Origin of the sequence: Rhodococcus sp. SGAir0479 (genome assembly GCF_005484805.1) — a bacterium.
Classification (GTDB): domain Bacteria; phylum Actinomycetota; class Actinomycetes; order Mycobacteriales; family Mycobacteriaceae; genus Prescottella.
In genome coordinates this window covers 2,122,085-2,143,168 of the sequence record NZ_CP039432.1, presented here as the reverse complement: position 1 = coordinate 2,143,168, position 21,084 = coordinate 2,122,085, and the positions used below count along the sequence as shown (strand labels likewise).

General features: G+C 71.1%; 20 protein-coding genes, 1 pseudogene and 1 riboswitch. Of the genes and pseudogenes, 16 read left to right on the top strand and 5 right to left on the bottom strand.

The annotated features are described in order from the left end of the window. Positions 1-35 precede the first annotated feature (35 nt). Positions 36-647 (bottom strand): aa3-type cytochrome oxidase subunit III, encoded by a 612-nt coding sequence (gene ctaE, locus E7742_RS10005; RefSeq protein ID WP_137798815.1) that lies wholly within the window; start codon positions 645-647, stop codon positions 36-38. 126 nt (positions 648-773) lie between these two features. Between ctaE and E7742_RS10000 the strand changes: the two genes are divergently transcribed. After that, entirely contained in the window at positions 774-1,217 is a 444-nt protein-coding gene (locus E7742_RS10000) for a ribonuclease E inhibitor RraB (RefSeq protein ID WP_137798814.1), read from the top strand. A 75-nt stretch (positions 1,218-1,292) separates the two neighbouring features. Further along, a complete protein-coding gene (gene trpD / locus E7742_RS09995; RefSeq protein ID WP_137798813.1) occupies positions 1,293-2,387 on the top strand; it encodes an anthranilate phosphoribosyltransferase in 1,095 nt (364 codons plus the stop codon). Positions 2,388-2,401: 14 nt separating this feature from the next. Here trpD and E7742_RS09990 read toward each other — a convergent pair whose 3' ends face one another. After that, on the bottom strand, positions 2,402-2,677 hold the full coding sequence (locus E7742_RS09990; RefSeq protein WP_137798812.1) for an Lrp/AsnC family transcriptional regulator: 276 nt from the start codon (positions 2,675-2,677) through the stop codon (positions 2,402-2,404). Continuing rightward, positions 2,674-4,443 carry a DEDD exonuclease domain-containing protein gene (locus E7742_RS09985; protein WP_175420601.1) on the bottom strand — a complete coding sequence of 590 codons (1,770 nt, stop codon included), beginning with the start codon at positions 4,441-4,443 and terminating at the stop codon, positions 2,674-2,676. Before E7742_RS09985 ends, E7742_RS09990 begins: the two co-directional genes overlap by 4 nt. 501 nt (positions 4,444-4,944) lie before the next feature. Beyond that, a riboswitch (cyclic di-AMP (ydaO/yuaA leader) is annotated at positions 4,945-5,111 on the top strand. A 15-nt stretch (positions 5,112-5,126) separates the two neighbouring features. Here E7742_RS09985 and E7742_RS09980 point away from each other — a divergent pair. The 4 genes from E7742_RS09980 to E7742_RS09965 all read left to right on the top strand — a co-directional run bounded on the left by E7742_RS09980 (position 5,127) and on the right by E7742_RS09965 (position 9,659). Further along, positions 5,127-5,729 carry a C40 family peptidase gene (locus E7742_RS09980; RefSeq protein ID WP_137798810.1) on the top strand — a complete coding sequence of 201 codons (603 nt, stop codon included), beginning with the start codon at positions 5,127-5,129 and terminating at the stop codon, positions 5,727-5,729. 230 nt (positions 5,730-5,959) lie between these two features. Then, positions 5,960-7,012: an NlpC/P60 family protein gene (locus tag E7742_RS09975; protein ID WP_217497530.1), complete on the top strand. Its 1,053-nt coding sequence runs from the start codon at positions 5,960-5,962 to the stop codon at positions 7,010-7,012. A gap of 108 nt (positions 7,013-7,120) precedes the next feature. Further along, positions 7,121-8,488, top strand: a complete 1,368-nt coding sequence (locus E7742_RS09970; protein ID WP_441346893.1) for a peptidase MA family metallohydrolase — start codon at positions 7,121-7,123, stop codon at positions 8,486-8,488. A 43-nt stretch (positions 8,489-8,531) separates the two neighbouring features. After that, the gene (locus tag E7742_RS09965) at positions 8,532-9,659 is read left to right on the top strand and encodes a glycosyltransferase family 4 protein (RefSeq protein ID WP_137798808.1); all 1,128 of its coding nucleotides are present in this window, start codon (positions 8,532-8,534) and stop codon (positions 9,657-9,659) included. A gap of 54 nt (positions 9,660-9,713) precedes the next feature. Here the strand turns inward: E7742_RS09965 and E7742_RS09960 are convergent, their stop codons facing one another. Beyond that, positions 9,714-11,525, bottom strand: coding sequence for an AMP-dependent synthetase/ligase (locus E7742_RS09960; RefSeq protein ID WP_137798807.1), 1,812 nt, complete (start codon positions 11,523-11,525; stop codon positions 9,714-9,716). Positions 11,526-11,694: 169 nt separating this feature from the next. Here E7742_RS09960 and E7742_RS09955 point away from each other — a divergent pair, with 169 nt between their 5' ends. From E7742_RS09955 to E7742_RS09915, 9 genes and pseudogenes are all read left to right on the top strand, one after another. Beyond that, complete coding sequence (locus E7742_RS09955; protein ID WP_137798806.1) at positions 11,695-12,081, top strand: polyketide cyclase / dehydrase and lipid transport; 387 nt, start codon at positions 11,695-11,697, stop codon at positions 12,079-12,081. A gap of 103 nt (positions 12,082-12,184) precedes the next feature. Then, complete coding sequence (locus E7742_RS09950) at positions 12,185-12,622, top strand: SRPBCC family protein (protein WP_137798805.1); 438 nt, start codon at positions 12,185-12,187, stop codon at positions 12,620-12,622. An 8-nt stretch (positions 12,623-12,630) separates the two neighbouring features. Next, on the top strand, positions 12,631-13,851 hold the full coding sequence (locus E7742_RS09945; protein ID WP_254699228.1) for an ArsA family ATPase: 1,221 nt from the start codon (positions 12,631-12,633) through the stop codon (positions 13,849-13,851). Next, on the top strand, positions 13,848-14,192 hold the full coding sequence (locus tag E7742_RS09940; RefSeq protein WP_137798804.1) for a hypothetical protein: 345 nt from the start codon (positions 13,848-13,850) through the stop codon (positions 14,190-14,192). The genes E7742_RS09945 and E7742_RS09940 overlap by 4 nt, the downstream gene beginning before the upstream one ends. Positions 14,193-14,221: 29 nt before the next feature. After that, positions 14,222-15,223, top strand: a complete 1,002-nt coding sequence (locus tag E7742_RS09935) for an ROK family protein (RefSeq protein ID WP_175420457.1) — start codon at positions 14,222-14,224, stop codon at positions 15,221-15,223. 92 nt (positions 15,224-15,315) lie between these two features. Beyond that, a complete protein-coding gene (locus tag E7742_RS09930; protein ID WP_137798803.1) occupies positions 15,316-16,053 on the top strand; it encodes a lysophospholipid acyltransferase family protein in 738 nt (245 codons plus the stop codon). A gap of 37 nt (positions 16,054-16,090) precedes the next feature. After that, a complete protein-coding gene (locus E7742_RS09925; protein WP_137798802.1) occupies positions 16,091-17,638 on the top strand; it encodes an acetyl-CoA acetyltransferase in 1,548 nt (515 codons plus the stop codon). Further along, the gene (locus E7742_RS09920; RefSeq protein WP_137798801.1) at positions 17,635-18,267 is read left to right on the top strand and encodes a SanA/YdcF family protein; all 633 of its coding nucleotides are present in this window, start codon (positions 17,635-17,637) and stop codon (positions 18,265-18,267) included. Before E7742_RS09925 ends, E7742_RS09920 begins: the two co-directional genes overlap by 4 nt. Positions 18,268-18,455: 188 nt before the next feature. Next, positions 18,456-19,175, top strand: a pseudogene (locus E7742_RS09915) (DUF4436 family protein); the annotation flags it as partial. Positions 19,176-19,208: 33 nt separating this feature from the next. Here the strand turns inward: E7742_RS09915 and E7742_RS09910 are convergent. Then, a complete protein-coding gene (locus tag E7742_RS09910; protein ID WP_441346892.1) occupies positions 19,209-20,516 on the bottom strand; it encodes a glycosyltransferase 87 family protein in 1,308 nt (435 codons plus the stop codon). Positions 20,517-20,585: 69 nt separating this feature from the next. On the opposite strand from E7742_RS09910, the gene E7742_RS09905 reads away from it, so the two are divergent. Then, positions 20,586-21,077: a polyadenylate-specific 3'-exoribonuclease AS gene (locus E7742_RS09905; RefSeq protein ID WP_137798800.1), complete on the top strand. Its 492-nt coding sequence runs from the start codon at positions 20,586-20,588 to the stop codon at positions 21,075-21,077. Positions 21,078-21,084: the final 7 nt, after the last annotated feature.

The window sequence follows — 21,084 nt, the reverse complement described above, 5'->3', positions numbered from 1 at the left end:
TGAAGCGTCAGGGGGCTGCCTGGTCGTTCAGCTGGCTAACGGATGAAATAAATCGTGGCGAACAGGCCGATCCACACAATGTCGACGAAGTGCCAGTAGTACGAAACGACGATCGCCGCAGTGGCCTGAGCAGGCGTGAACTTGCTGAGCTTGGTGCGGACGATCAAGAAGACGAACGCGATCAGACCGCCGATGACGTGCAGTCCGTGGAAGCCGGTGGTCATGTAGAACACCGATCCGTACACGCTGCTCGAGATCGTCGTGCCCTCGTGCACCAGGTGGTAGTACTCGTAGCCCTGGCCGAGCACGAAGAACGTGCCCATGGCCAGAGTCAGCAGGTACCACCGCCGGAGGCCGAAGACGTCGCCCTTCTCCGCTGCGAAGACACCCATCTGGCAGGTGAAGGAAGACGCGATCAGCACCAGCGTGACCGGCACTGCCAACGTGAGGTTCAGCTCCGTCGGCTCCGGTGGCCAGTTCCCATTCGCCTGTGCACGTGCAACGAAGTACATGGCGAAGAGCCCTGCGAAGAACATGAGCTCGCTTGACAACCACACGATGGTGCCGACGCTGACCATGTTTGGCCGGTTCAGCGAGTGCACGCGCTGGGTGATTGCCGATCCTGAAGTCCCTACTGCGCTCGTCACGCTGAGAAGTATGACGCTTCGTCGTAAAGGAAAGCCACCCGGGTCCTGTGTCGGCGCGTCGGCGCACGTCAGAGGGGGTGCACCGGCGGTCCCCGCGGGGGTCGGGGGACATGACAAAGTAGGCACATGGAACTCAGGCGGAACGTCGCTCGTTGGATGGACAGAATTCTGCCCAAGAGGTCGCCCGCGCCCCTCGATCGCACCCGACCGGACCTGGTCGTCGTGGTGTCGGGGTTCGACGACGTCGAGGGGTGCTCGACGGTGCTCGAACGGGGCGCCACGGGCACCCCGGCCTGGCTCCCCGACGCCGAGGCCGTCCTCCGGCACCACCTGCTGCTGCCCGAGGACGCGATCGAGCCGGCCGTCGCGATCGCCGCGCAGGACGGGTACACGCCCACGGCCGATCCCGAACCGGCCGACGACGGGATGCTGCTGCTGCGGCTCGAGCGTGTCCAGGTGCTCGACGCCCTCCACTGCTCCCAGGAACGGTCCCGGATGGCCGGGCTCGCGCAGCGGCACGGCGGCACCGTGCTCGGTTGGGAAGGACTCCAACCGCCCGCCGCGGTGTGACCGGGGCGACCACTAAGCTGCGGTGCGACAAGGCTCCGCCGGACATCCGGTGGGCGAACAGCAGAAGGGGTCGTGATGGTGCGGCAGTCGGCAGCGCAGGCAGTGGATCGAGTGGCGGGCGCGGCCGACCGGACCTGGCCGGCGATCCTGGGCGCTCTCACCGACGGCAGAGACCTCACCGCGGACGACGCCTCGTGGGCGATGGACGAGATCATGTCCGACAACGCGACCTCTGCGCAGATTGCCGCGTTCGGCATAGCGCTGAAGATGAAGGGCGCGACGCCGCCCGAACTGCGCGGTCTCGCGGACGCGATGCTCGGCCACGCCCGCAGCGTGCCGGTCTCCCCGGACGTCGTCGACGTCGTCGGAACAGGTGGTGACCGTTCGAACACCGTGAACATCTCCACGATGGCCTCGGTCGTCGTGGCCGCGTCGGGCGTGCGTGTGGTCAAACACGGCAACCGGGCCGCCTCGTCCAAGAGCGGTGGCGCCGACGTCCTCGAGGCGTTGGGTGTGCACATCAACCTCGGCGCCGAGGACGTCGCCCGCTGTGTCGAGGAGGTGGGAATCGGATTCTGCTTCGCGCCGGTCTTCCATCCGGCCCTCCGGTTCGCGGGTGCGCCCCGCAAGGAGATCGGCATTCCGACCGTCTTCAATGTGCTGGGGCCGCTCACGAACCCGGCCCGTCCGCGCGCCGGGCTCATCGGCTGTGCGTTCGAGGACCTCATCGAGGTGGTCGCCGGGGTGCTCGCAGAGCGCGGCAACTCAGCGCTCGTCGTGCGTGGCGACGACGGGCTGGACGAGCTCACGACGTCGACGACGTCCGTGGTGCACGTGGTGTCGGGCGGCGCGGTGCGGACCCGGAAGCTCGACCCCACGGACCTGGGGATCGCGCGCGTGCCGCTGGATGCGCTGCGCGGTGGCGACGCCGAAGCCAATGCGGCGGTGGCGCGGGGCGTCTTCGCCGGCGACGAGGGACCCGTTCGGGACGCGGTGCTGCTCAATGCCGCGGGTGCGCTGGCGGCCTTCGCGGGGATCGGGGAGAGCCTCGAGGAATCGCTGGCGGCCGGCCTCGAGAAGGCGGCCCGAGCAATCGACTCGGGGGCCGCGTCGACCGTGCTGGAGCGGTGGGCGGTCCTCACGACGGAGTTGGGCGCCGCCCACCGCTAGGCGTACGAGGCCGCCTACTCGCCGAGCGAGAAGGCGGCCTCGATGTCCACGCTCGAGTACGACTGGAACGCGATGTGGGTCGCGGTCTTGATGACGCCGTGCACCTTGTTGATCCGTTCGGTGACGACCTCGGCGATCTGCGCGTGGTCGCGCACCTTCACGATCGCGATGAGGTCGATGTCGCCCGCGCACGAGTAGACCTCGGACACGCCGTCCAGGTCGGCCACCGCCTGCGCGGTCTCCGGGATCCGGTCCGCCTCGGCGTGGATCAGGACGATGGCGTTGATCATGTCGCTCCTTCGGTGTGCCCGCGTGCAGCGGTGTGCTGACGTTCGACCAACACAGTAGGCGTTTGCGCGGTCCGCGCGGATGGCGGCAACGCTGTCGGCACCGAGGGCGGCCGCGCGGCCCGGGCGAGCGTGCACCAGCTCTCCCAGGCCCCCGCGCCGCGGACCGGTTCGCACCAACCGCTGCTGGTTCGTACGATCCGCACGCCGTCCCCGTCGAGCCACCGCGCGACCACGGTGAGCTCCTCCGGCGAGGCCCCGCGCAGCGGTGTCGGGTCCGGGAGCACGGTCTCGGCCGCCGCGACGAGCGCTTCGACGACCGGCATGGGCGCGACACCCCGCCGCGCGACACCGGCGGACGCGAGCCGGCCCGAGCGGATCACCGCGAACTCCCAGCCGCCCTCCGCGGCGGGACGCGCGGCGATCAGCTCGTCCACCGCGGCGATGGCCCCGAGCCGCTGCATCCGGCGCAGCACGAGCCCGAGGGCGGCCGTGCGATCCCGTAGGCGCGCGGCACTCTCGAACAGTTCCCCGGCCGCGAGTTCCTCGACCCGGGTGCGCATGCGGTGCAGCGGGGTGTCGTCCTCGCCGCGCAGCAGCGCCCGCGCGAGTTCGGGTGCCGCCCGGTAGCCCTCCTCGTCATCGGCGACGGCAGGGCACCCGCCGATTTCGCGGGGCGGGCACTTGGGCCCGTGCCGTCCGCCCTTGCCGATTCGGGTGGTGCAGGTGCGCAGCCCGCAGAACTCCGCGATCGTCAGCGCCGCGTCGGCGGCGTCGGTTCGGGTGCGAAACGGGCCCAGGGCGGCGTCGGTGGGGGTGCGGACCACGGACAGTCGCGGGAACGTCTCGGTGGTGAGCACGACCCACCAGCCCCGCATCGGGTACTTCGAGCGCCGGTTGTACGGCGGCACGTGCGCGCTGATCAGCCGGAGCTCGCGGACGCCGGCCTCGAGCGCGTGCGCGCACTCGACGTGATCGATCCGGGTGGCGAGCGCGACCATCTCCTTCATCCGTCCGCGTGTCTCGGATCCGGTGAAGTACGTCCGCACCCGCCGCCGCAGATCGACGGCGGTGCCGACGTAGAGGACCTCGTCCGACGGTCCGCGGAAGAGATAGACCCCGGGCGAGCGTGGAAGATCGCTCGCGAGAGCTCGTTTCGCGCGTTGCTCGGCCGACACGGCGGGGATGTAGTCGAGTAGTTCGGGCAGGCTCTGCACACCCTGGTTGCCGACCCGGCCGATCAGCGCGTGCAGAACGTCGACGGTGGCCCGCGCGTCGTCGAGCGCGCGGTGCGTGGGGGTGGTGTCGGCGCCGAGGAGCGCCGCGAGAACCGACAGCTTCACCGACGGCGCCTCGTCGCGACTGAGCACCCGACGGGCGAGCTTGACCGTGCACAACACCTGGAAGCGGGGCCAGGGGATCGCCGCCCGGGCGGCGGCGGCCTTGAGGAAGCCGACGTCGAAGCCGGCGTTGTGGGCCACCAGGACGGCGCCGCGAGCGAACTCGAGGAATCCCGGCAGTACCGCCTCGATCCGCGGAGCGCCGCGCACCATCGCGGTCGTGATGCCGGTGATCTCGACGATGTACGGCGGGATGGCCCGCCCCGGATCGACGAGGGTGCCCAGTTCCCCGAGAATTTGCCCGCCCCGGACCTTGACCGCACCGATCTCGGTGATGGAGTCGGATTCGGCGCTGCCGCCGGTCGTTTCGAGATCGACGACGACGAAGGTGACGTCGCGCAGCGGCGCATCCAGTTCGTCGAAGGCCATCTGACCGTCGAGGGCACCGGCGCGGGCGGGGTGGGGCGAGCTCACGACCGGAGACAGTAGAGATACCCACCGACACCGCCCGCAGACACCGATTCGGATGAAAGAGACGAGCATCACAGTCGGTCGTTCGGTAGGTCGTGGCGGTCCCCGTGGCGCCCCCGGCGGGGAGTGCGTGGCGGCCCGGTTCCGGTGCGGTGCGGGCCCTTTCGGCGGGGGGCTCGCGTCGGCGCCGGCGCGACTCACGAATCGCCCGTGACCTGTGCCGACGTGGGTGGTGATCGGTCGGTATCGGGGTGTGCGGACGAGGGGTGCCGTCCGTCGGACGGCACCGGAACGGACCGGGTGTTATCGCGCCGTGATCTTCCGGGTACCGAGGCGGCGGTAAGTCCGGACGTTTCGGGCGAAAGCGGCGATTTCCGCGCGTCCGGGTCGACACCGTGGATGCGGTTTCGTAATCTTCTCGAGACCTAGCGGAGTCTTGCCGCCCCACCCGGAGTGGCATCGCTGGGACCGCCTAATCGGTGTCTCCTCGGGGACGCCGTGCCGGGAACCCAAGTTTTCAATGGGGTGAATCCCGTCGAAGCCGCACACGCGGTGTCGGCGGGTAGGGCTGATCTTCCCAGCCCGAACCCGTCAGCTAACTCGGTCGGCGGACGAACGGAAGAAACGGAGTTCTCTTTCTCGTGGCGTCATCTACTCTCAAGCGCTCTGCGCGCCGTGCGGCCGTCGCCGGCGCACTTGCCGTCGGAGCCGTCACGGTTACCGCGGCACCGGCTCTCGCCGACACGATCAACGTCCCGGGCGTGGGTGCCGTCGAGGTTCCCGGTGTGACGCAGGCTCAGGTCGACGCCGCGATCGCGAACATCGCTCCCGGTATCGCGCAGGGCGTCGGAACCGGCAGTGCCGCACCGGCTCTCCCGCAGTCCGTCGCCCCCGTCATGAGCCTGGGCGAGCAGGCCTTCAAGGCCGCCGAGGCCAAGCTCGGCGCCCCGTACGTGTACGGCGCCGCCGGTCCGGACGCCTTCGACTGCTCGGGCCTGGTGCAGTGGGCCTACAAGCAGGCGGGGCTGAACCTGCCGCGCACGAGCTACGACCAGGCCGCCGCGGGAACTCCGGTCTCGCGCGACAACCTGCAGGTCGGTGACGTGATCTCGTTCTACGGCGGCAGCCACTCGGGCATCTACGCCGGCAACGGCAACGTCATTCACGCGTCCACTGCCGGCCAGCCGGTCAAGATCGCGCCGGTGTCGTCGATGCCGTTCGACGGCGCGCGTCGGTACGCGTGATGCACTAGCACTGCCTTGCCTGCGGGGGCGGATTCGGCTGCGGCCGAGTCCGCCCCCGCACGCGTTTTCCGGGCAGTAGAGCGGGTTGTTCGTGGCGTACGTGACGATGTACGAATTGTCCTACCCGCGGGTAGACACGGACATATGCCATTCCGTAACCTGTTCGAGACCTTGCGGAACCCATCGCCGTGCGGTGGATGACGAATCCAGAAACGGAGAGTCGCACTGCCGTGCCCTCGAAGAAGATGAAACGCTCGTTGTGTACTGCCGTGGCGGCCGGAGTGCTGTCGCTGACCGTGGCCGGACTGCCGGCCGCGTCGGCCGGTGCCGACCCCGTCGTGAACAATGCGACGCAGGCCCTCGAGCGCCTCGCGGACCTCTCCCGCGAATCCGAACGCACCACCGAGGCGTTGCACAACGCCCAGATCGACCTCGACGGCAAGCAGGCCGCGCAGCGCGACGCCGAGGCGCGACTCGCGGCCGACCGCGCCGCCGTCGCCGACGCACAGTCGCGCATGGACCAGTTCCGGCCCACCGTCAGCAAACTGGTGGCCGCGAGTTATCAAGGCGCACGCACCAATCGACTGTTCGCCGTGATGGTGAGCGACTCGCCGCAGCAGTTGCTCGATCAGATGTCGGCGCTCGATGCCATCTCGAGCGAGACCGCCCGGGCCGTCGCACAGTTCAAGCAGGCGACGACCGACGCCGAGTCGGCCGAGAACGCGTCGCGTGCGTCCGCCGACGCAGCCCGCTCCGCCACCGAGCAGGCCAGGTCGGTCAGCGACGGACTGCAGAGCAAGCAGAGCGACCTGCAGAAGCAGATCGACGAGGTCACCAAGGCGTTCGACCGGCTCACCGGCGCCGAGCGGGCGCAGTTGGCCGGTGCGACGTTCCCGCCGGGGGTCGACGCCGGCAGCATCCTGGCGAATCTGGCCCCGGGATCGGGCTCGGCCGCCCTCGAAGCGGGTCTCACGCAGGTGGGCAAGCCGTACAGCTGGGGCGCGACCGGCCCGGACGCGTACGACTGCTCGGGACTCGTCGTGTGGGCCTTCAAACAGATCGGCAAGTCGCTGCCCCGGTCGAGTCAGGCGCAGGCCCAGGCCGGCACCCCCGTCGACAGGAGTCAGCTGCAGCCCGGGGACGTCGTGATCTTCTACGACGACGCCTCGCACGTGGGCATCTACGCCGGGAACGGCAACGTTCTCCACGCCTCGACGTACGGCACGCCGGTCAAGGTCGACTCGATGGCGTCGATGCCGTTCAACACCGCTCGGCGGTACTGAGGACCGATACCGCTCGGCGGTACCGCGGACCGATACACCGTGCGCCGACGGGCCCGATACCCAGGGGTATCGGGCCCGTTCGCGTGATCGGCTCTTACACTTTCGGACGTGCCCGCTGAAGATCACGTCCCGCGTCGCGTTCCCACGCGGCGGGTGCGGCGTTGGGAATGGGTGGGCCTCGCGGGTCTGGGGGTGGCCGTGGCCCTCGTCCTGTCGCTGACGGCGTTCGACCGTTCCGGCGAATCCCCGGACGTCCGCGGCGCGGCACCGGTCGGGAATCCGTACGAGGACGGACGGCGTGCGGGGGCGCAGGCCGTGCTCGACGAATGGGCGCGGGCGCTGCGGGCCGGTGACGCCGCGGCGCTGCCGGACCTGTTCGACCCCGCTGCGGACCCGGGATTCCTCGACGCGGAGATGCGCCGGGCCGCCAACCTCGCGCAGGTCCCGCTGTCGGAGTTCGGCTACGACATCGGCTTCGACCCCGAACAGTCCGTCCCGGCCGGGTTCGCCGACTCCCTCGGGGCGTCGGACGTCTGGGCGCCGACGGTCTACCTGCGCTACGCGATCGAGGGTGTGGACGCGCAATCGACACGCAAGCCGGTCGCGCTCGTGCTGGCGCGCCGCGGCGACGACTGGAAGCTCGTCAGCGATGCCGGCATTCCCGGATCCGGTCGTGAAACGTGGAGAGGGCCCTGGGATTTCGGCCCGGTCGTCACCCGTACCGTGCCGGGGGCGGACGGGCGGTCGTCCGTCGTCCTCGGCCATCCCGGCCAGTCGGCGATGGTGGACCTGCTCGCCGCCGACCTCGGTGACGCCGTCGAGCACGTCACCCAGGTGTGGGGTGAGGACTGGTCGCGGCGGGCGCTCGTCCTGGTGGCCGGGTCGCAGGAGGAGTTCGAGTCCCTGGTGGGTGTGTCGCACAGCGGCTCCGACATCGCGGCGGTCTCGGTGTCGGACGCCGTGGACCACCGGTCCCGGACGGCGTCCGGGCAGCGGATCGTGTTCAGTCCCGAGTCCGGGGACCGGTTGACCGACTTCACGCGGGTCGCGGTGCTGCGGCACGAACTCACTCATGTCGCGGCGCGCGCGGTCACCGAGGACGGCTCGCCGATGTGGATCCTCGAGGGCTACGCGGACTACGTCGGCTACCGGGGCGGCGAGGGGACGTTCGGGTCGATCGCGCCCACGCTGGCCGCCGCGGTGTCCGCCGACGGACCGCCCACGACGCTGCCCGCGGACGCGGACTTCGGCGCGGGCGGCGACACCGCCCGCCGGGCATACGAATCGTCGTGGTCGCTCGCGGCGTTCGTCGCCAGCGAGTACGGCGAGCAGCGCCTGGCCGATCTGTACCGCGTCCTGGCCCAGGGCAAGGCCTCCGACGCCCAGCTGGACGGGCGCATCCGCGACGTGCTCGGGGTGGACGCCGACGAGTTCGCCCGCTCGTGGGGCGAGTGGGTCGCCAAGCAGTTGGTGTGACCCTGGTGCCCGGCACCGGCGCATCGGCGAATACGGTGAACGCATGCGTCGAACCCTGTTGGTGACGAACGATTTTCCGCCACGTCCCGGCGGCATCCAGTCGTACCTGCACACCTTTGCCGCCCAGCTGCCCGCCGAGGAACTGGTCGTCTACGCTCCGCGCTGGCGCGGGGACAGCCACACTCGGTTCGACGCCGAGCAGCGCTACGACGTGGTCCGGCATCCGACGACGTTGATGGTCCCGACGCCGTTCGTGGCGCGCCGCGCGGCGGCGCTGGTCGAGAAGTTCGAGTGCGACGCGGTGTGGTTCGGGGCGGCCGCGCCGCTGGCGCTGCTGGCGCCGGTGGTGCGTCGCGCCGGGGCCACCAGGGTGATCGCCTCCACGCACGGCCACGAGGTGGGCTGGTCGATGATTCCCGGTGCGCGGCAGGCGCTGCGCCGCATCGGCGACCACACCGACACCGTCACGTTCGTCAGCAGGTACACCCGCGGCCGGTTCGCGTCGGCGTTCGGTCCGCGGGCCGCGCTCGAACACCTCCCGTCCGGCGTCGACACGGACGTGTTCCGGCCCGATCCGGCGGCGCGCGCGGAATTGCGGGCGCGCTACGGGCTGGGGGAGCGGCCGACGATTCTGTGCCTGTCCCGGCTGGTGCCGCGCAAGGGACAGGATCAGCTGATCCGCGCCCTGCCGACGATCCGCACGAGTATCGACGGTGCGGTGCTCGTGATCGTGGGCGGCGGGCCCTACGCCGACCGGCTGCGCGCGCTGGCCCAGGAGTGCGGTGTGGCGGACCACGTCGTCTTCACCGGCGGGGTGCCGGCCGCGGAACTGGCCGCCCACCACACGATCGCCGACGTGTTCGCGATGCCGTGCCGGACCCGGGGGGCGGGGCTGGACGTCGAGGGACTCGGCATCGTGTACCTCGAGGCGTCGGCGACGGGCGTGCCGGTGATCGCCGGCCGGTCGGGAGGGGCGCCGGAGACCGTCGTCGAACACGAGACCGGCCTCGTGGCGGACGGTACCTCGGTGAACGACGTCGCCCGCTCCGTGGTCTCGGTGCTGTCCGATCGTGATCGCGCCGCGGCGATGGGGGCCGCCGGCCGGTCCTGGGTGCAGCAGCACTGGCGCTGGGACGTACTGGGGGCCGAGTTGCGGAGCCTGCTCGCCTGAACGCCGAATGCCCTGCGCCGCACGAAGTTCGCGGGCACAGGGCACTCTGGGGCGTTACTTGCTGTAGATCCGCTCGATGTCGTCCGCGAAGCTCTGGTGGACGACGTTGCGCTTGAGCTTCATGGTCGGGGTGAGCTCACCGGTCTCCTCCGTGAAGTCCACCGGCAGGATGCGGTACTTCTTGATCGCCTCGGCGTGCGAGACGAGCTTGTTGGCGTCCGCGATCGCGGCGTCGATCTCCGCGGTGAGGTCGGCGTCGGCGAGCAACTCGGCCACCGTGGTGCCGGCCGGCTTGCCGTTGCTCTCGTTCCAGCCCGGGAGCGCCTCGGCGTCGATGGTGATGAGCGCGCCGATGAAGGGCTTCTGATCGCCCACCACGATCGCCTGGCTGATGAGCGGATGCGCCCGCAGGTGATCCTCGAGCTGCGCCGGCGCGACGTTCTTGCCGCCCGCGGTGACGATGATCTCCTTCTTGCGGCCGGTGATGGTGATGTAGCCGTCCGCATCGACGGTGCCGAGGTCGCCGGTGTGGAACCAGCCGTCCTCGACGGCCTCCTTCGTCGCGGCCTCGTTGCGCCAGTACCCCGAGAACACCACCGGGCCGCGGAGCATGATCTCTCCGTCGTCGGCGATGCGGACAGTGTTGCCGGCCAACGGGTTTCCGACGGTTCCCACCTTCTGGTTGCCGATCGTGTTGACGGCGAACGCGGCGGTGGTCTCGGTGAGGCCGTAGCCCTCGTAGATCGTGACGCCGATCCCGCGGAAGAAGTGGCCCAGTCGCGCGCCGAGCGGTGCGCCGCCGGAGATCGCGAGCTTGCAGTTGCCGCCGAGCGCCGCCCGCAGCTTCGAGTACACGAGCTTGTCGAACACCGTGTGCTTGACGTTCAGCACCAGACCCGGTCCACCGTTGTCCTTCGCCTCGCTCCACGCCACCGCGGTGGCGGCGGCGGCGTCGAAGATCTTGCCCTTGCCGCCGGAGTGCGCCGTCTGCCGCGCGCTGTTGTAGACCTTCTCGAACACCCGCGGCACCGACAGGATGAAGTCGGGCTTGAACTCGGCGAACGTGGGGACGAGGTTCGGGATGTCGCTGGTGTGGCCGATCGAGGCGCCCGCGTCGAGCGCGGCGATGCTGACGGCGCGGGCGAGGACGTGGGCGAGCGGAAGGAACATCAGCGTGCTCACCCCCGGTGTGGTCAGCAGGTCGCCCAGCGACGACGCGATGATGCCCCGCGACTCCGCGATGAGGTTGGCGTGGGTGAGCTGACAGCCCTTGGGTCGGCCGGTGGTGCCGGAGGTGTAGATCAGCGTCGCCGGATCGCTGGACCTGAGCGACTTCTTCCGCGCCTCGACGCCCGCGTCGGGGACGTCGGCGCCCTGCTCGGTGAGGATCGCCACGGCGCCCGCGCTGCCGGACGACGGCTCGATCTGCAGCACGGCCCGCAGATCCGGTGCCGCCTCGGCCACCTCGGCCACCGTCGCGGAGTGCTTGTCGTTCTCCACGATGAGCCCGATGGCAGCCGAGTCCTCGAGAATCCACCGCACCTGCTCGGCCGACGAGGTCTCGTAGATCGGCACCGTGACACCACCGGCCGCCCAGATGGCGTAGTCGAGCAGCTGCCACTCGTACCGGGTCGCCGACATCAGCGCCACACGGTCACCGGGCTGCACCCCGCGCGCGATCAGTCCCTTGGCCACCGCGGTGACCTGGTCGGCGAACTCGCGAGCGCTGACGTCGATCCACGAGCCGTTCACCAGCCGCCGGAACACGCGATGCCCGGGCTCGGTCGCCGCGTACTCGAACACGGAGTCGACCGCGGACGCGTCCTCCGGAATCGTGAATGTGGCAGGAACGCTGAACTCGGGCACGACAACCTCCGGACTGCAGGTACTGGCGAGTAGGGTTTGCTCGTCCTCACGATAGACCGATGCGGGTATGACGCGCGGCACTGCCTCCCACCTGCGGCTCGGTCGATCCCCGCGCACTCGGGTGTAGTCCACGTCACGGCCCGCGGCGCCGGTGTGTGAAGCTGGGGGAGTGAGCAGCATTCAGGTGGCCGACCAGACCTTCGTAGCAGCAGCGCCCGACCGGGTCGCCGCCCGGGTGTCCGTGCCCGCCCGGTGGCGGGTGTGGTGGCCGGACCTGGTCCTGGGCGTGCGCGAGGATCGCGGCGAGAAGGGGATCCGCTGGACCGTCGCCGGGCCGCTGACCGGAACGATGGAGGTGTGGCTCGAACCCGTCATGGACGGCACGATCGTCCACTACTTCCTCCACGCGGAGCCGACCGGAGCCACCACCGCCGGGTCGGCGTCGCTCGACCTCGCCGGGCTGAACCACGCGCGCCGGCTGGCCGGCAAGACGATGACCTTCGAGATCAAGCAGCAGCTGGAGGCCGGGCGCCCGGCGGGCGAGCCGCCCGCATAGGAGAATTGTGCGCGGACACGGGCATCGTGTGAGATGAACGTGCGGTGAGGCGCACCGGCGCTCCAGCCGCGCGTGAGCCGTTCTGAAAGGAAGCGTCCGAGGCATGGCCGAGAAGACCAAGCGGTCGATCACCATCGACGCACCCGCCGAGCAGGTGATGGGTGTGATCGCCGACTTCGACTCCTACCCGGTGTGGGTGGAGGCGGCGAAGTCCGTCGAGGTCCTCGCCTCGGGACCGGACGGACGCGCCGAGCAGGTGCGCTTCGTTCTCGACGCCGGCATGGTCAAGGACACCTACGTGCTCCGGTACCGGTGGGCGCCGGACGGGATGTCGGTCGGTTGGGACCTCGTCTCCGGCGAGATCCAGAAGGCGCAGTTCGGTTCCTACACGCTCGAGCGCGAGGGTGACGGCGCCACCCGGGTCACCTACGAGCTGACGGTCGACCTGACGATTCCGATGATCGGTCTGTTCAAGCGCAAGGCCGAGAAGGTCATCACCGACACCGCGCTCAAGGAACTCAAGAAGCGGGTGGAGGGCTGAACGCCGCCGTGTCCGGACCGGGAACGCGGGTACTGCTGGTGGTCGGCAAGGGCGGCGCCGGCCGGACCACCGTGGCGGCGGCGACGGCGGCCGGGTTCGCCGCCGCGGGGCGACGTGTTCTGCTCGCGTCCCTCGATCAGGCACACGGACTGCCGGACGTTCTCGGCCTCCCGGTCGAGTCCGGCACCGAGACCCGACTGGCGCCCGGGCTGGACGCCGTCCGGATCGACACCCTCGCACTGCTCGAGGAGCGCTATCGCGGGCTGGTGTCGCTGCTGGCGCTCGGCGGAGCCCACGACCACGGTGCCCAGTTCACGAACCTGGCTCCCGAGGAACTGACCGGGGTGCCGGGCGTCGAGGAGCTCCTGGGTCTGCGGGAGATCCTGCGGTTCGTCGACGAGGACCGGTGGGACGTCGTGGTGGTCGACTGCCCGCCGACCGCGGACGCCTTGCGCGCGTTTGCCGTTCCCGAGACGGTGACCGGGTACGTCGAGAGAGTCTGGCCGCGGCACCGGCGTGTGGTCGCGGCGACCGCCGCGGACGCGCGCCTGTCGTTCGCGGTGGCGCTGCTCGACCGGGTGGTCGACGGCGCCGCCGCGGTGGCGAGCCTGCTGACCGATCGCGCCCGCACCGGTCTGCGAGTGGTGGTGTCGGCCGAGGAGGTCGGGCTGGCCGAGACCCGGCGATTGCTGTCGGCCGCCGCGCTGGCCGAGTTGCGGGTCGCGGACATTGTGGTGAACAACCTTCTGCCGCAGCAGCATTCGTCCGCGGCGACCGGTGGGGTCGCGGACTGGTACCGGGCGCGGTCCGCGGCGCAGGAGGCCGCGCTGGCCGGCCTCCGTACGGTGGCCGGGGCCGCGCCGATCCTGTCGGTCGCCGCGCGTCCGGTCGGACCGGTCGGGTTGGTCGCACTCGGCGAACTCGCCCCCGAGGTGCGCGTCGGCGACGGATCCGCGCCGGTCGACGAGCCGCCGGTACGGGTCGCGCTCGAATCCGGCGCCGGCGGCGTGGACTCGGTGTACGCGATGCGGATGACCCTGCCGCTCGTCGACCCGGAAACCCTGACGTTGGGACGAGTGGAGGACGACTTGCTGGTGGGAGCCGACGGCAGACGCCGGCGGGTGCGGTTGGCGTCGGTGCTGCGCCGGTGCACCGTGCGGGACGCCGACTTCGACGGCGCCGACCTGGTGGTGCGCTTCGTTCCGGACCCGGCGGTGTGGCCGCAGTGAGCACCGACCACGGCGAACTCGTCGCCGAGTTGCGAGCTCTCGCCGAAACCGTGCTGGATCGGCTCGACCCGATCCTGCAGAAGGCCGCGGCGGGCAGGGACGCGCCGACCGGCGGGACCTGCACCAGCTGTTCGTGGTGTCCGCTGTGCGCGCTCGCGGCGCTCGTCCGCGGCGAGCAACACGATCTCGTCACCCTCGTCGCGGATCAGGCCGGCACCCTGCTCGCGGCGCTGCGCGAGACCCTCGACGCGCACGACCCGGCGCCCTCCGAACGCCCGGACGCACCGGCGCCGACACCGGCCTCCGCGTTCGTCCCGATCGACGTGACGATCAGGCGCTGAGTCGACGGCACCCCGCGTATCGTCGGGCGATGTCGGTGGGCAGAATCGTCGGAGTGGACAGCACCGCAGCACTGACCGTCGGAGTCGACGTCGGCGGCACCAGTATTCGGGCGTCGGTGGTGAACGCCGACGGCGAGGTACTCGACACCGCGCACGCGCCCACGCCGCACTCGGCCGACGCCCTCGAACGCGGGATCGATCGGGCCGTGCGCGAACTCGCCCACCGCCACGACGTCGTGGCGGTGGGGCTCGCGGTGGCCGGGTTCGTCGACTCCGACCGCACGACGGTCCGCTTCGCGCCGCACCTGCCGTGGGTCGACGCGCCCGTCGCGCGAACGCTCGGCGAGCGGATCGGGCTGCCGGTCGTCCTCGAGCACGACGCCAACGCCGCCGCGTGGGCGGAATGCCGATTCGGCGCCGCCGCGGGCGGACGCAACGTGGTGATCGTCGCGATCGGCACCGGCATCGGGGCCGCGCTGCTGATCGGCGGGCACCTCTACCGCGGAAGCTTCGGAGTGGCACCGGAACTCGGGCACATGCAGGTGGTGCCGGGCGGGCGGGCGTGTGCGTGCGGCAAGCGGGGATGCTGGGAGCGGTACTGCAGCGGGACCGCGCTCGTCGACACCGCCCTCGAGTTGCTGGCCGAGGACCCGTCCGCGTCGACCGTGCTCGCCCGCGACGTGGCGGTGGACCCGGGTGCACTGACGGGACGTCGGATCGCGGCCGCCGCGGGCGAGGGGGATCCGTTGGCGCTGGCGACGTTCGCCGATTTCGCGAAGTGGCTGGGGGTGGGGCTGGCGACGGTGTCGGACGTCTTCGACCCGGATCTCATCGTGATCTGCGGAGGTGCGGGCAGTTCGGCCCCGCTGTTCCTCGACGAGGCGCGCGAGCACTACGCCCGGCTGATCACCGGCTCGGGGCACCGTCCGCTCGCCCGCATCCGTCACACGCTCCTCGGGGAGGCCGCCGGGATGATCGGTGCCGCGGACCTCGCCCGGGCGGCGGTGGGCGCGGGATCCGGCGGGCGCTGACCCGGGCCGGGGGTCGCAGGTGCGATGTGGCAGCGCCGGAGACTGCTGAGTACAGTCTTGGGCAAAGGAACGCCCGGGGCCGGAAGGACACCATGTGGTACTGGCTGTTTAAGTACGTGTTGTTGGGCCCCATGTTGTGGGTCCTCAGCCGGCCGAAACTCGAAGGCGCCGAGAACATTCCGACGGACGGCCCGGCGATCCTCGCCAGCAACCACCAGGCCGTGCTCGATTCCTTCTTCCTGCCGCTGCGCTGCCCGCGCCGGATCACCTTCCTGGCGAAGAGTGAGTACTTCACCGGCAGCGGTCTCAAGGGCGCGTTCCAGAAGTGGTTCTTCTCGGCCGTGGGTCAGGTGCCGATCGACCGTACCGGCGCGTCGGCGGCCAAGGACGCGCTCGACGCCGGCCTGCGCGTCCTCTCGCAGGGGAAGTTGCTGGGCATCTACCCCGAGGGCACCCGCTCACCCGACGGCCGGCTGTACAAGGGCAAGACCGGGATGGCGCGCCTGGCGCTCGAGTCCGGTGTCAAGGTCATTCCCGTCGCGATGGTCGGTACGGCGAAGGTCAATCCGATCGGATCGAGGATGTGGAAGCCCGCCAAGGTCACCATCCGCGTCGGTGAGCCCATCGACTTCTCCCGGTTCGAAGGCATGGGCGGCAACCGCTTCGTCGAGCGTGCCGTGACCGACGAGGTGATGTACAAGCTCATGCGCCTGTCCGGCCAGGAGTACGTGGACATCTACGCGGCCACCGTCAAGAACCAGGAGCCGGGGGCCGAGCAGGACCCGTCCACGGCCGACGCCGCCCGCGTACCCGACTCCCGGGCCGGGTGACGGGCCCGCGTTGCCGCGTGACCGGTACCGCGGCGGCATGAGCGCACTCGATCCCCGCACGCCCGTGCTCGTCGGCGTCGGGCAGGCGTCCGAGCATGTGGGCAGCGCCGACTACCGCGGACTGTCGGCAGCAGAACTCGGCGCCCGGGCCGCCTCCGCGGCGGTCGCCGACGCGGGCGCGGGACGCGCTTCGGTGGCGGCCGCGATCGACACCGTCGCCGGCATCCGGCAGTTCGAGATGTCGATGCCGGGCGTGTCGTCCCTCGGCCGGTCGAACAACTTCCCGCGCTCGGTGGCCACCCGGATCGGGGCGGCCCCCACCCGCGCGATCCTCGAGGTGGTCGGGGGACAGGGGCCGCAGTCGCTGGTCACCGAGCTGGCCGAGGCGATCGCGCACGGCCGCAGCGAGATCGCGCTCGCGGTCGGCGCGGAGGCGATCTCGACGGCCCGGCACCTGGCCGACGCCCCCGACCGCCCCGACTTCTCCGAAACCGTGGACGGCGATCTCGAGGACCGCGGCCACGGGCTCGGCGGGATGCTGTCGCGGCCGGCGATCGAACACCACCTCACCGATGCCGCCAGCCAGTACGCCGTCCTCGAGCATGCGCGTCGGGCCGGGCTCGGCCGCAGTCGCGCCGAGCACGTCGCGGCCATGGGCCGGCTCTTCGCGCCGTTCACCGAGGTGGCGGCCCGGAACCCGCACGCGGCGGCGCGCACGGTCCGGACGGCTGCGGAACTCGCCCGGCCGAGCGCCCGCAATCGGCCCATCGCCGACCCGTACCTGCGCTATCTCGTGGCGCGGGACCAGGTGAATCAGGCCGCTGCGGTGATCGTCATGTCGGTGGCGGCGGCGCGCCGGCTCGGGGTGCCCGCGGAGCAGTGGGTGTTCCTGCACGGACACTCCGACCTGCACGAGCAGGGCATGCTGGCGCGCGCCGATCTGGGCTCCGCGCCGGCCGCCGTGACGGCGGCACGGCACGCGCTGGAGATGGCCCGGATCGGTCCGGCCGACCTCGCCACGATCGACCTCTACAGCTGCTTTCCCGTCGCGGTCTCGGTGATCGCCGAAGGCCTGGGACTCGCGGCCGACGATCCCCGCGGCCTGACGGTGACCGGCGGGCTGCCGTTCTTCGGCGGCGCGGGCAACAACTACTCGATGCACGCCATCGCCGAGACCGCCGTCCGGTGCCGGGCCCACCCGGGCAGCTACGGCTTCGTCGGCGCCAACGGGGGCATCCTGTCGAAGTACTCCGCGGGGGTCTACTCGACGACGCCGGTGCCCTGGCGGGTGTCGGACGACGCCGTCCTCCAGCAACGCATCGACGCCACCCCGGCCGTGCCCGTGCGGGAGCGCGCCGACGGCACGGTGACCGTCGAGACGTACACCGTCCGGCACGCCCGGGACGGCGACCGCACCGGCATCGTGGTGGGACGGCTGGACGGGGACGGAGAGCGGGTCGTCGCGATCGGCGGCGACGGCGAGTTCGCCGACCGGCTCACGGACGAGGACCCGCTCGGCACCCGAGTGCGGGTGCGGGCGACGCCGGAGGGCAACCGGGCGACGTTCGGACCCGGCCCACGATGAGACCGTACAGCCGACGCCGACGTGTCGTCGGCGCTGTGGCCGCGGCCGCGCTCGCGGGTGTCGCGCCGGCGGGGTGGATCGCGGTGGCCGCGGCCGGACGCGTGCACGACCGGGACCGAACGCCCGCCGCGCCCGTCGCGATCGTGTTCGGGGCCCGGGTGCGGCACGGGAAACCGATGAAGTTCCTGCAGGGCCGTCTGGACACCGCCGTCGAACTCGTCGCCGACGGAACGGTCGCCGACGTGCTGGTCTCCGGCGACGGGCACGGTCGATCCGGTGACGAGATCGCCGCGATGATCGAGTACTTGACGGCCGCCGGGGTGGACCGCAGCCGCATCGTCGCCGACCCCTACGGTCTCGACACCTACGACACGTGCGTCCGCGCCGCCACGGTGTTCGGTGTCCGCCGGGCACTGCTCGTCACGCAGCCGTTCCACCTGCCGCGCGCCGTCGCGCTGGCACGGGCCGCAGGCATCGATGCCGACGGGGTCCGGGCCGGACGGGCCGGTGGCCGCCGCGTGACGCTGGCGCGCAACGTGGTTCGTGAGGCGCTCGCGTACCCCAAGGCGGCGTGGGACGTCGTCAGCGCTCGCAGTCCCGAAGGGGCGGGGCCCGCGCACATTCGGTGATCGACGTGCCGACCGCGGAATCTGAGTCGCCCCGCGTCCGCGCCGGTAAGTTCCCCTGCGTGTCCCTCGTCTCCTTCGCACGATCCCGGCCCCGGCTCTTCTGGTCGCTGGTCGCTGCGGTGACCGCGCTCGTGTACGCGGCAACGCTCGTGGTCTACGGCCTCGCCGACGACACCGAGGAAGTGGTCATGGTGGTGCCCGCGGACGACGAGGTCGTCGTCATCGTCACCCCCAAGGCGATGCACCCGACGACCGACCGGCTCGACGTGGAGATCCAGATCGTCCCGGGCAGAGAGTTCTTCGGCGCGCGCGGCGACACACTCGCGGAGCAGATCAACCTCTACCTCGCGCCCAGCACTGCCCGCGCGGAACTCGCCTTCCCGGCGGGGTCGGTGCCGACCACCATGTTCGACGCCCAGCTCATGATCGCCGGGCAGGCCGGCCGGTGGCCGTTCGACCGGTTCGCGATCGAACCGCTCGTCGTGGAGGCGTACACCGGGGCGGGCGACGGCGTCCGGATCCTCCCGACCCGGGTGCTGTTCGACGGACAACTCGAGGGCTGGGAGGTCCGCGACGAGTCCGTCACGGTCGGTCCCGAGTACGCCGCCGCAGGCGAGGGGCTCGACGTCCGCGTGCAGCGGACGGCGGGGACGCTGGTCTACGCGCTGATCCTGCTGCTCATGATGGTGGTGCTGGCGGTGCTCGCGGCGTTCGCGGCGATCCAGACCACCCGCCGCCGGCGCCGGGTACACACCGACATGCTCGGGTGGATGGCGGCGATGCTCTTCGCCGTCGTGCCCATGCGCAGCATCCTGCCCGGCGATCCGCCGATCGGTTCGTGGGTCGACGTCTCGCTCACTCTGTGGGTGGTCGTCACGCTCGTGTGCGCGCTGGCGCTCTACGTGTACTGCTGGTGGCGCGACACCGCCGTGGAATCCGGCTCAGGCCACCGACGGGACGCGTTGCGGGGCGCCGGCCGACCGTCGGAGGACGCGGGGGCCGGCGCCGACCGCGACCGCCACGATGACCGCGACGGCCCACCACACGTAGGTGGAGGCGAGGAACTGGTCCCAGACGGGCCATCCGGTGCCCTCCCAGCGGCCGGGTCCCAGCCGCCAGTGCGGGGCGATCAGGAACACCGCGCAACTGGCGAGCACCCCGACGCCGAGCGCGAGGCTGCGTCGGCGGTAGGCCTCGACCCCGACGAGCAGCAGCAGCGGGGCGACCCAGACCCAGTGGTGTGACCAGGAGACGGGGGAGACGAGCAGCCCGAGCAGCGCGTTGACGCACAGCGCCAGCGCGGTGGCACCGGCGGCGAAGGCGCGGTGCATCGCGACGGCCGCGAGCACCAGGGCGACGGCGCTCGCCCCGAGCCACAGGACGCTGCGCAGCGACTCGTCCGCGCCGAGGCGGGCGAGCACGCCGGTGATGCTCTGGTTCGCCGGATACGCCGGGGTCCCGATGCGCCCGGAGTCGAACAACGTCTCGGTCCAGTACTGCCACGAATCGGCACGGGTGAGCACGAACCCGATCGCGCCGAACGCCGCGAAGCTGACGGCCGTCGTGACCGCGGCCCGGAAGTCCTTGCGAATCAGGAAGAACAGGACGAACGCCGCCGGAGTGAGCTTGAGTGCGGCCACGAAGCCGATCAGCACGCCGCGCGGCCACGGCGTCTTCTTCGGCAGACAGTCGGCCGCCACGACGGCCATCAGCAGGATGTTCACCTGCCCGTAGTTCAGCGTCGAGTACACCGGCTCCAGCGCGAGCGCGGCCACCGCGGCGGCCAGCGCCCCCCACAACAGGGTCGTGCGCGGAGCCACCCCGACGGACGCGAGGGTGAGCACGAGCGTGGCGAACAACGCGAGCAACGACAGCGTCGTCAGCACGACACCGGCCGCCTCGAGCGGGATCGCCGACATCGGGCTGAACACCACTGCCGCCAGCGGGGGATACGTGAACGGCAGCCCGATGCCCGACGCCGTCGGGGGCATGGCCCCGTACAACGGTCCGCCGTCGGCGAACACCGCCCCGCCGAGGCGGTAGACGTCCAGGTCGATCCGGTAGTAGAAGCCCACGTCGCGCAGGCCGGGGAACCCGAACAGGTGGTACGCCGCGCCGCACGCCGCGGCCACCGCGATCAGTACCTGCGTGACGATGCCCAGCGGCGAGCGCCACCAGGAGGGCTGGGTCGCGGCAGTGGCGCCGGCGACGGGAGCCCGGTCGGTGGAGTCGGGGGTGGGGGTGCGCACCAGACCATCCTTCTACGAACAGAGGGCGCGGTGTCGAGTGCCCCGGCCCGTGGGCATAGGCTCCCCACCGTGCGCTACTTCTACGACTGTGAGTTCATCGAGGATGGTCGCACAATCGAGCTCGTCTCGATCGGTGTGGTTTGCGAGGACGGACGCGAGTTCTACGCCGTCTCCACCGAGTTCGACCCCGAGCGTGCCGGCAAGTGGGTGCGGCGGAACGTCCTGCCCAAGCTGCCGCCGCCGTCGTCCCCGCTGTGGAAGAGCCGTGCGCGCATCCGGGACGACCTGCTGAAGTTCCTCGTCCCGCGGCCCGGAATCGAACCCGAGCTGTGGGCGTGGGTGGCCGCCTACGACCACGTGGTGCTGTGCCAGCTGTGGGGCGCGATGACCGAGCTGCCGTCGACGATGCCGCGCTACACCCGCGAGCTGCGCCAGCACTGGGAGTACCACGGGTGCCCGCCGCTGCCGCAGGTTCCGGACGACGCCCACGACGCGCTGGCCGACGCCCGGCACAATCTCGCGAAGTTCGAGGCGATCGAGGCCTTCCGCGCCGTCCGGTGAGCGCGAT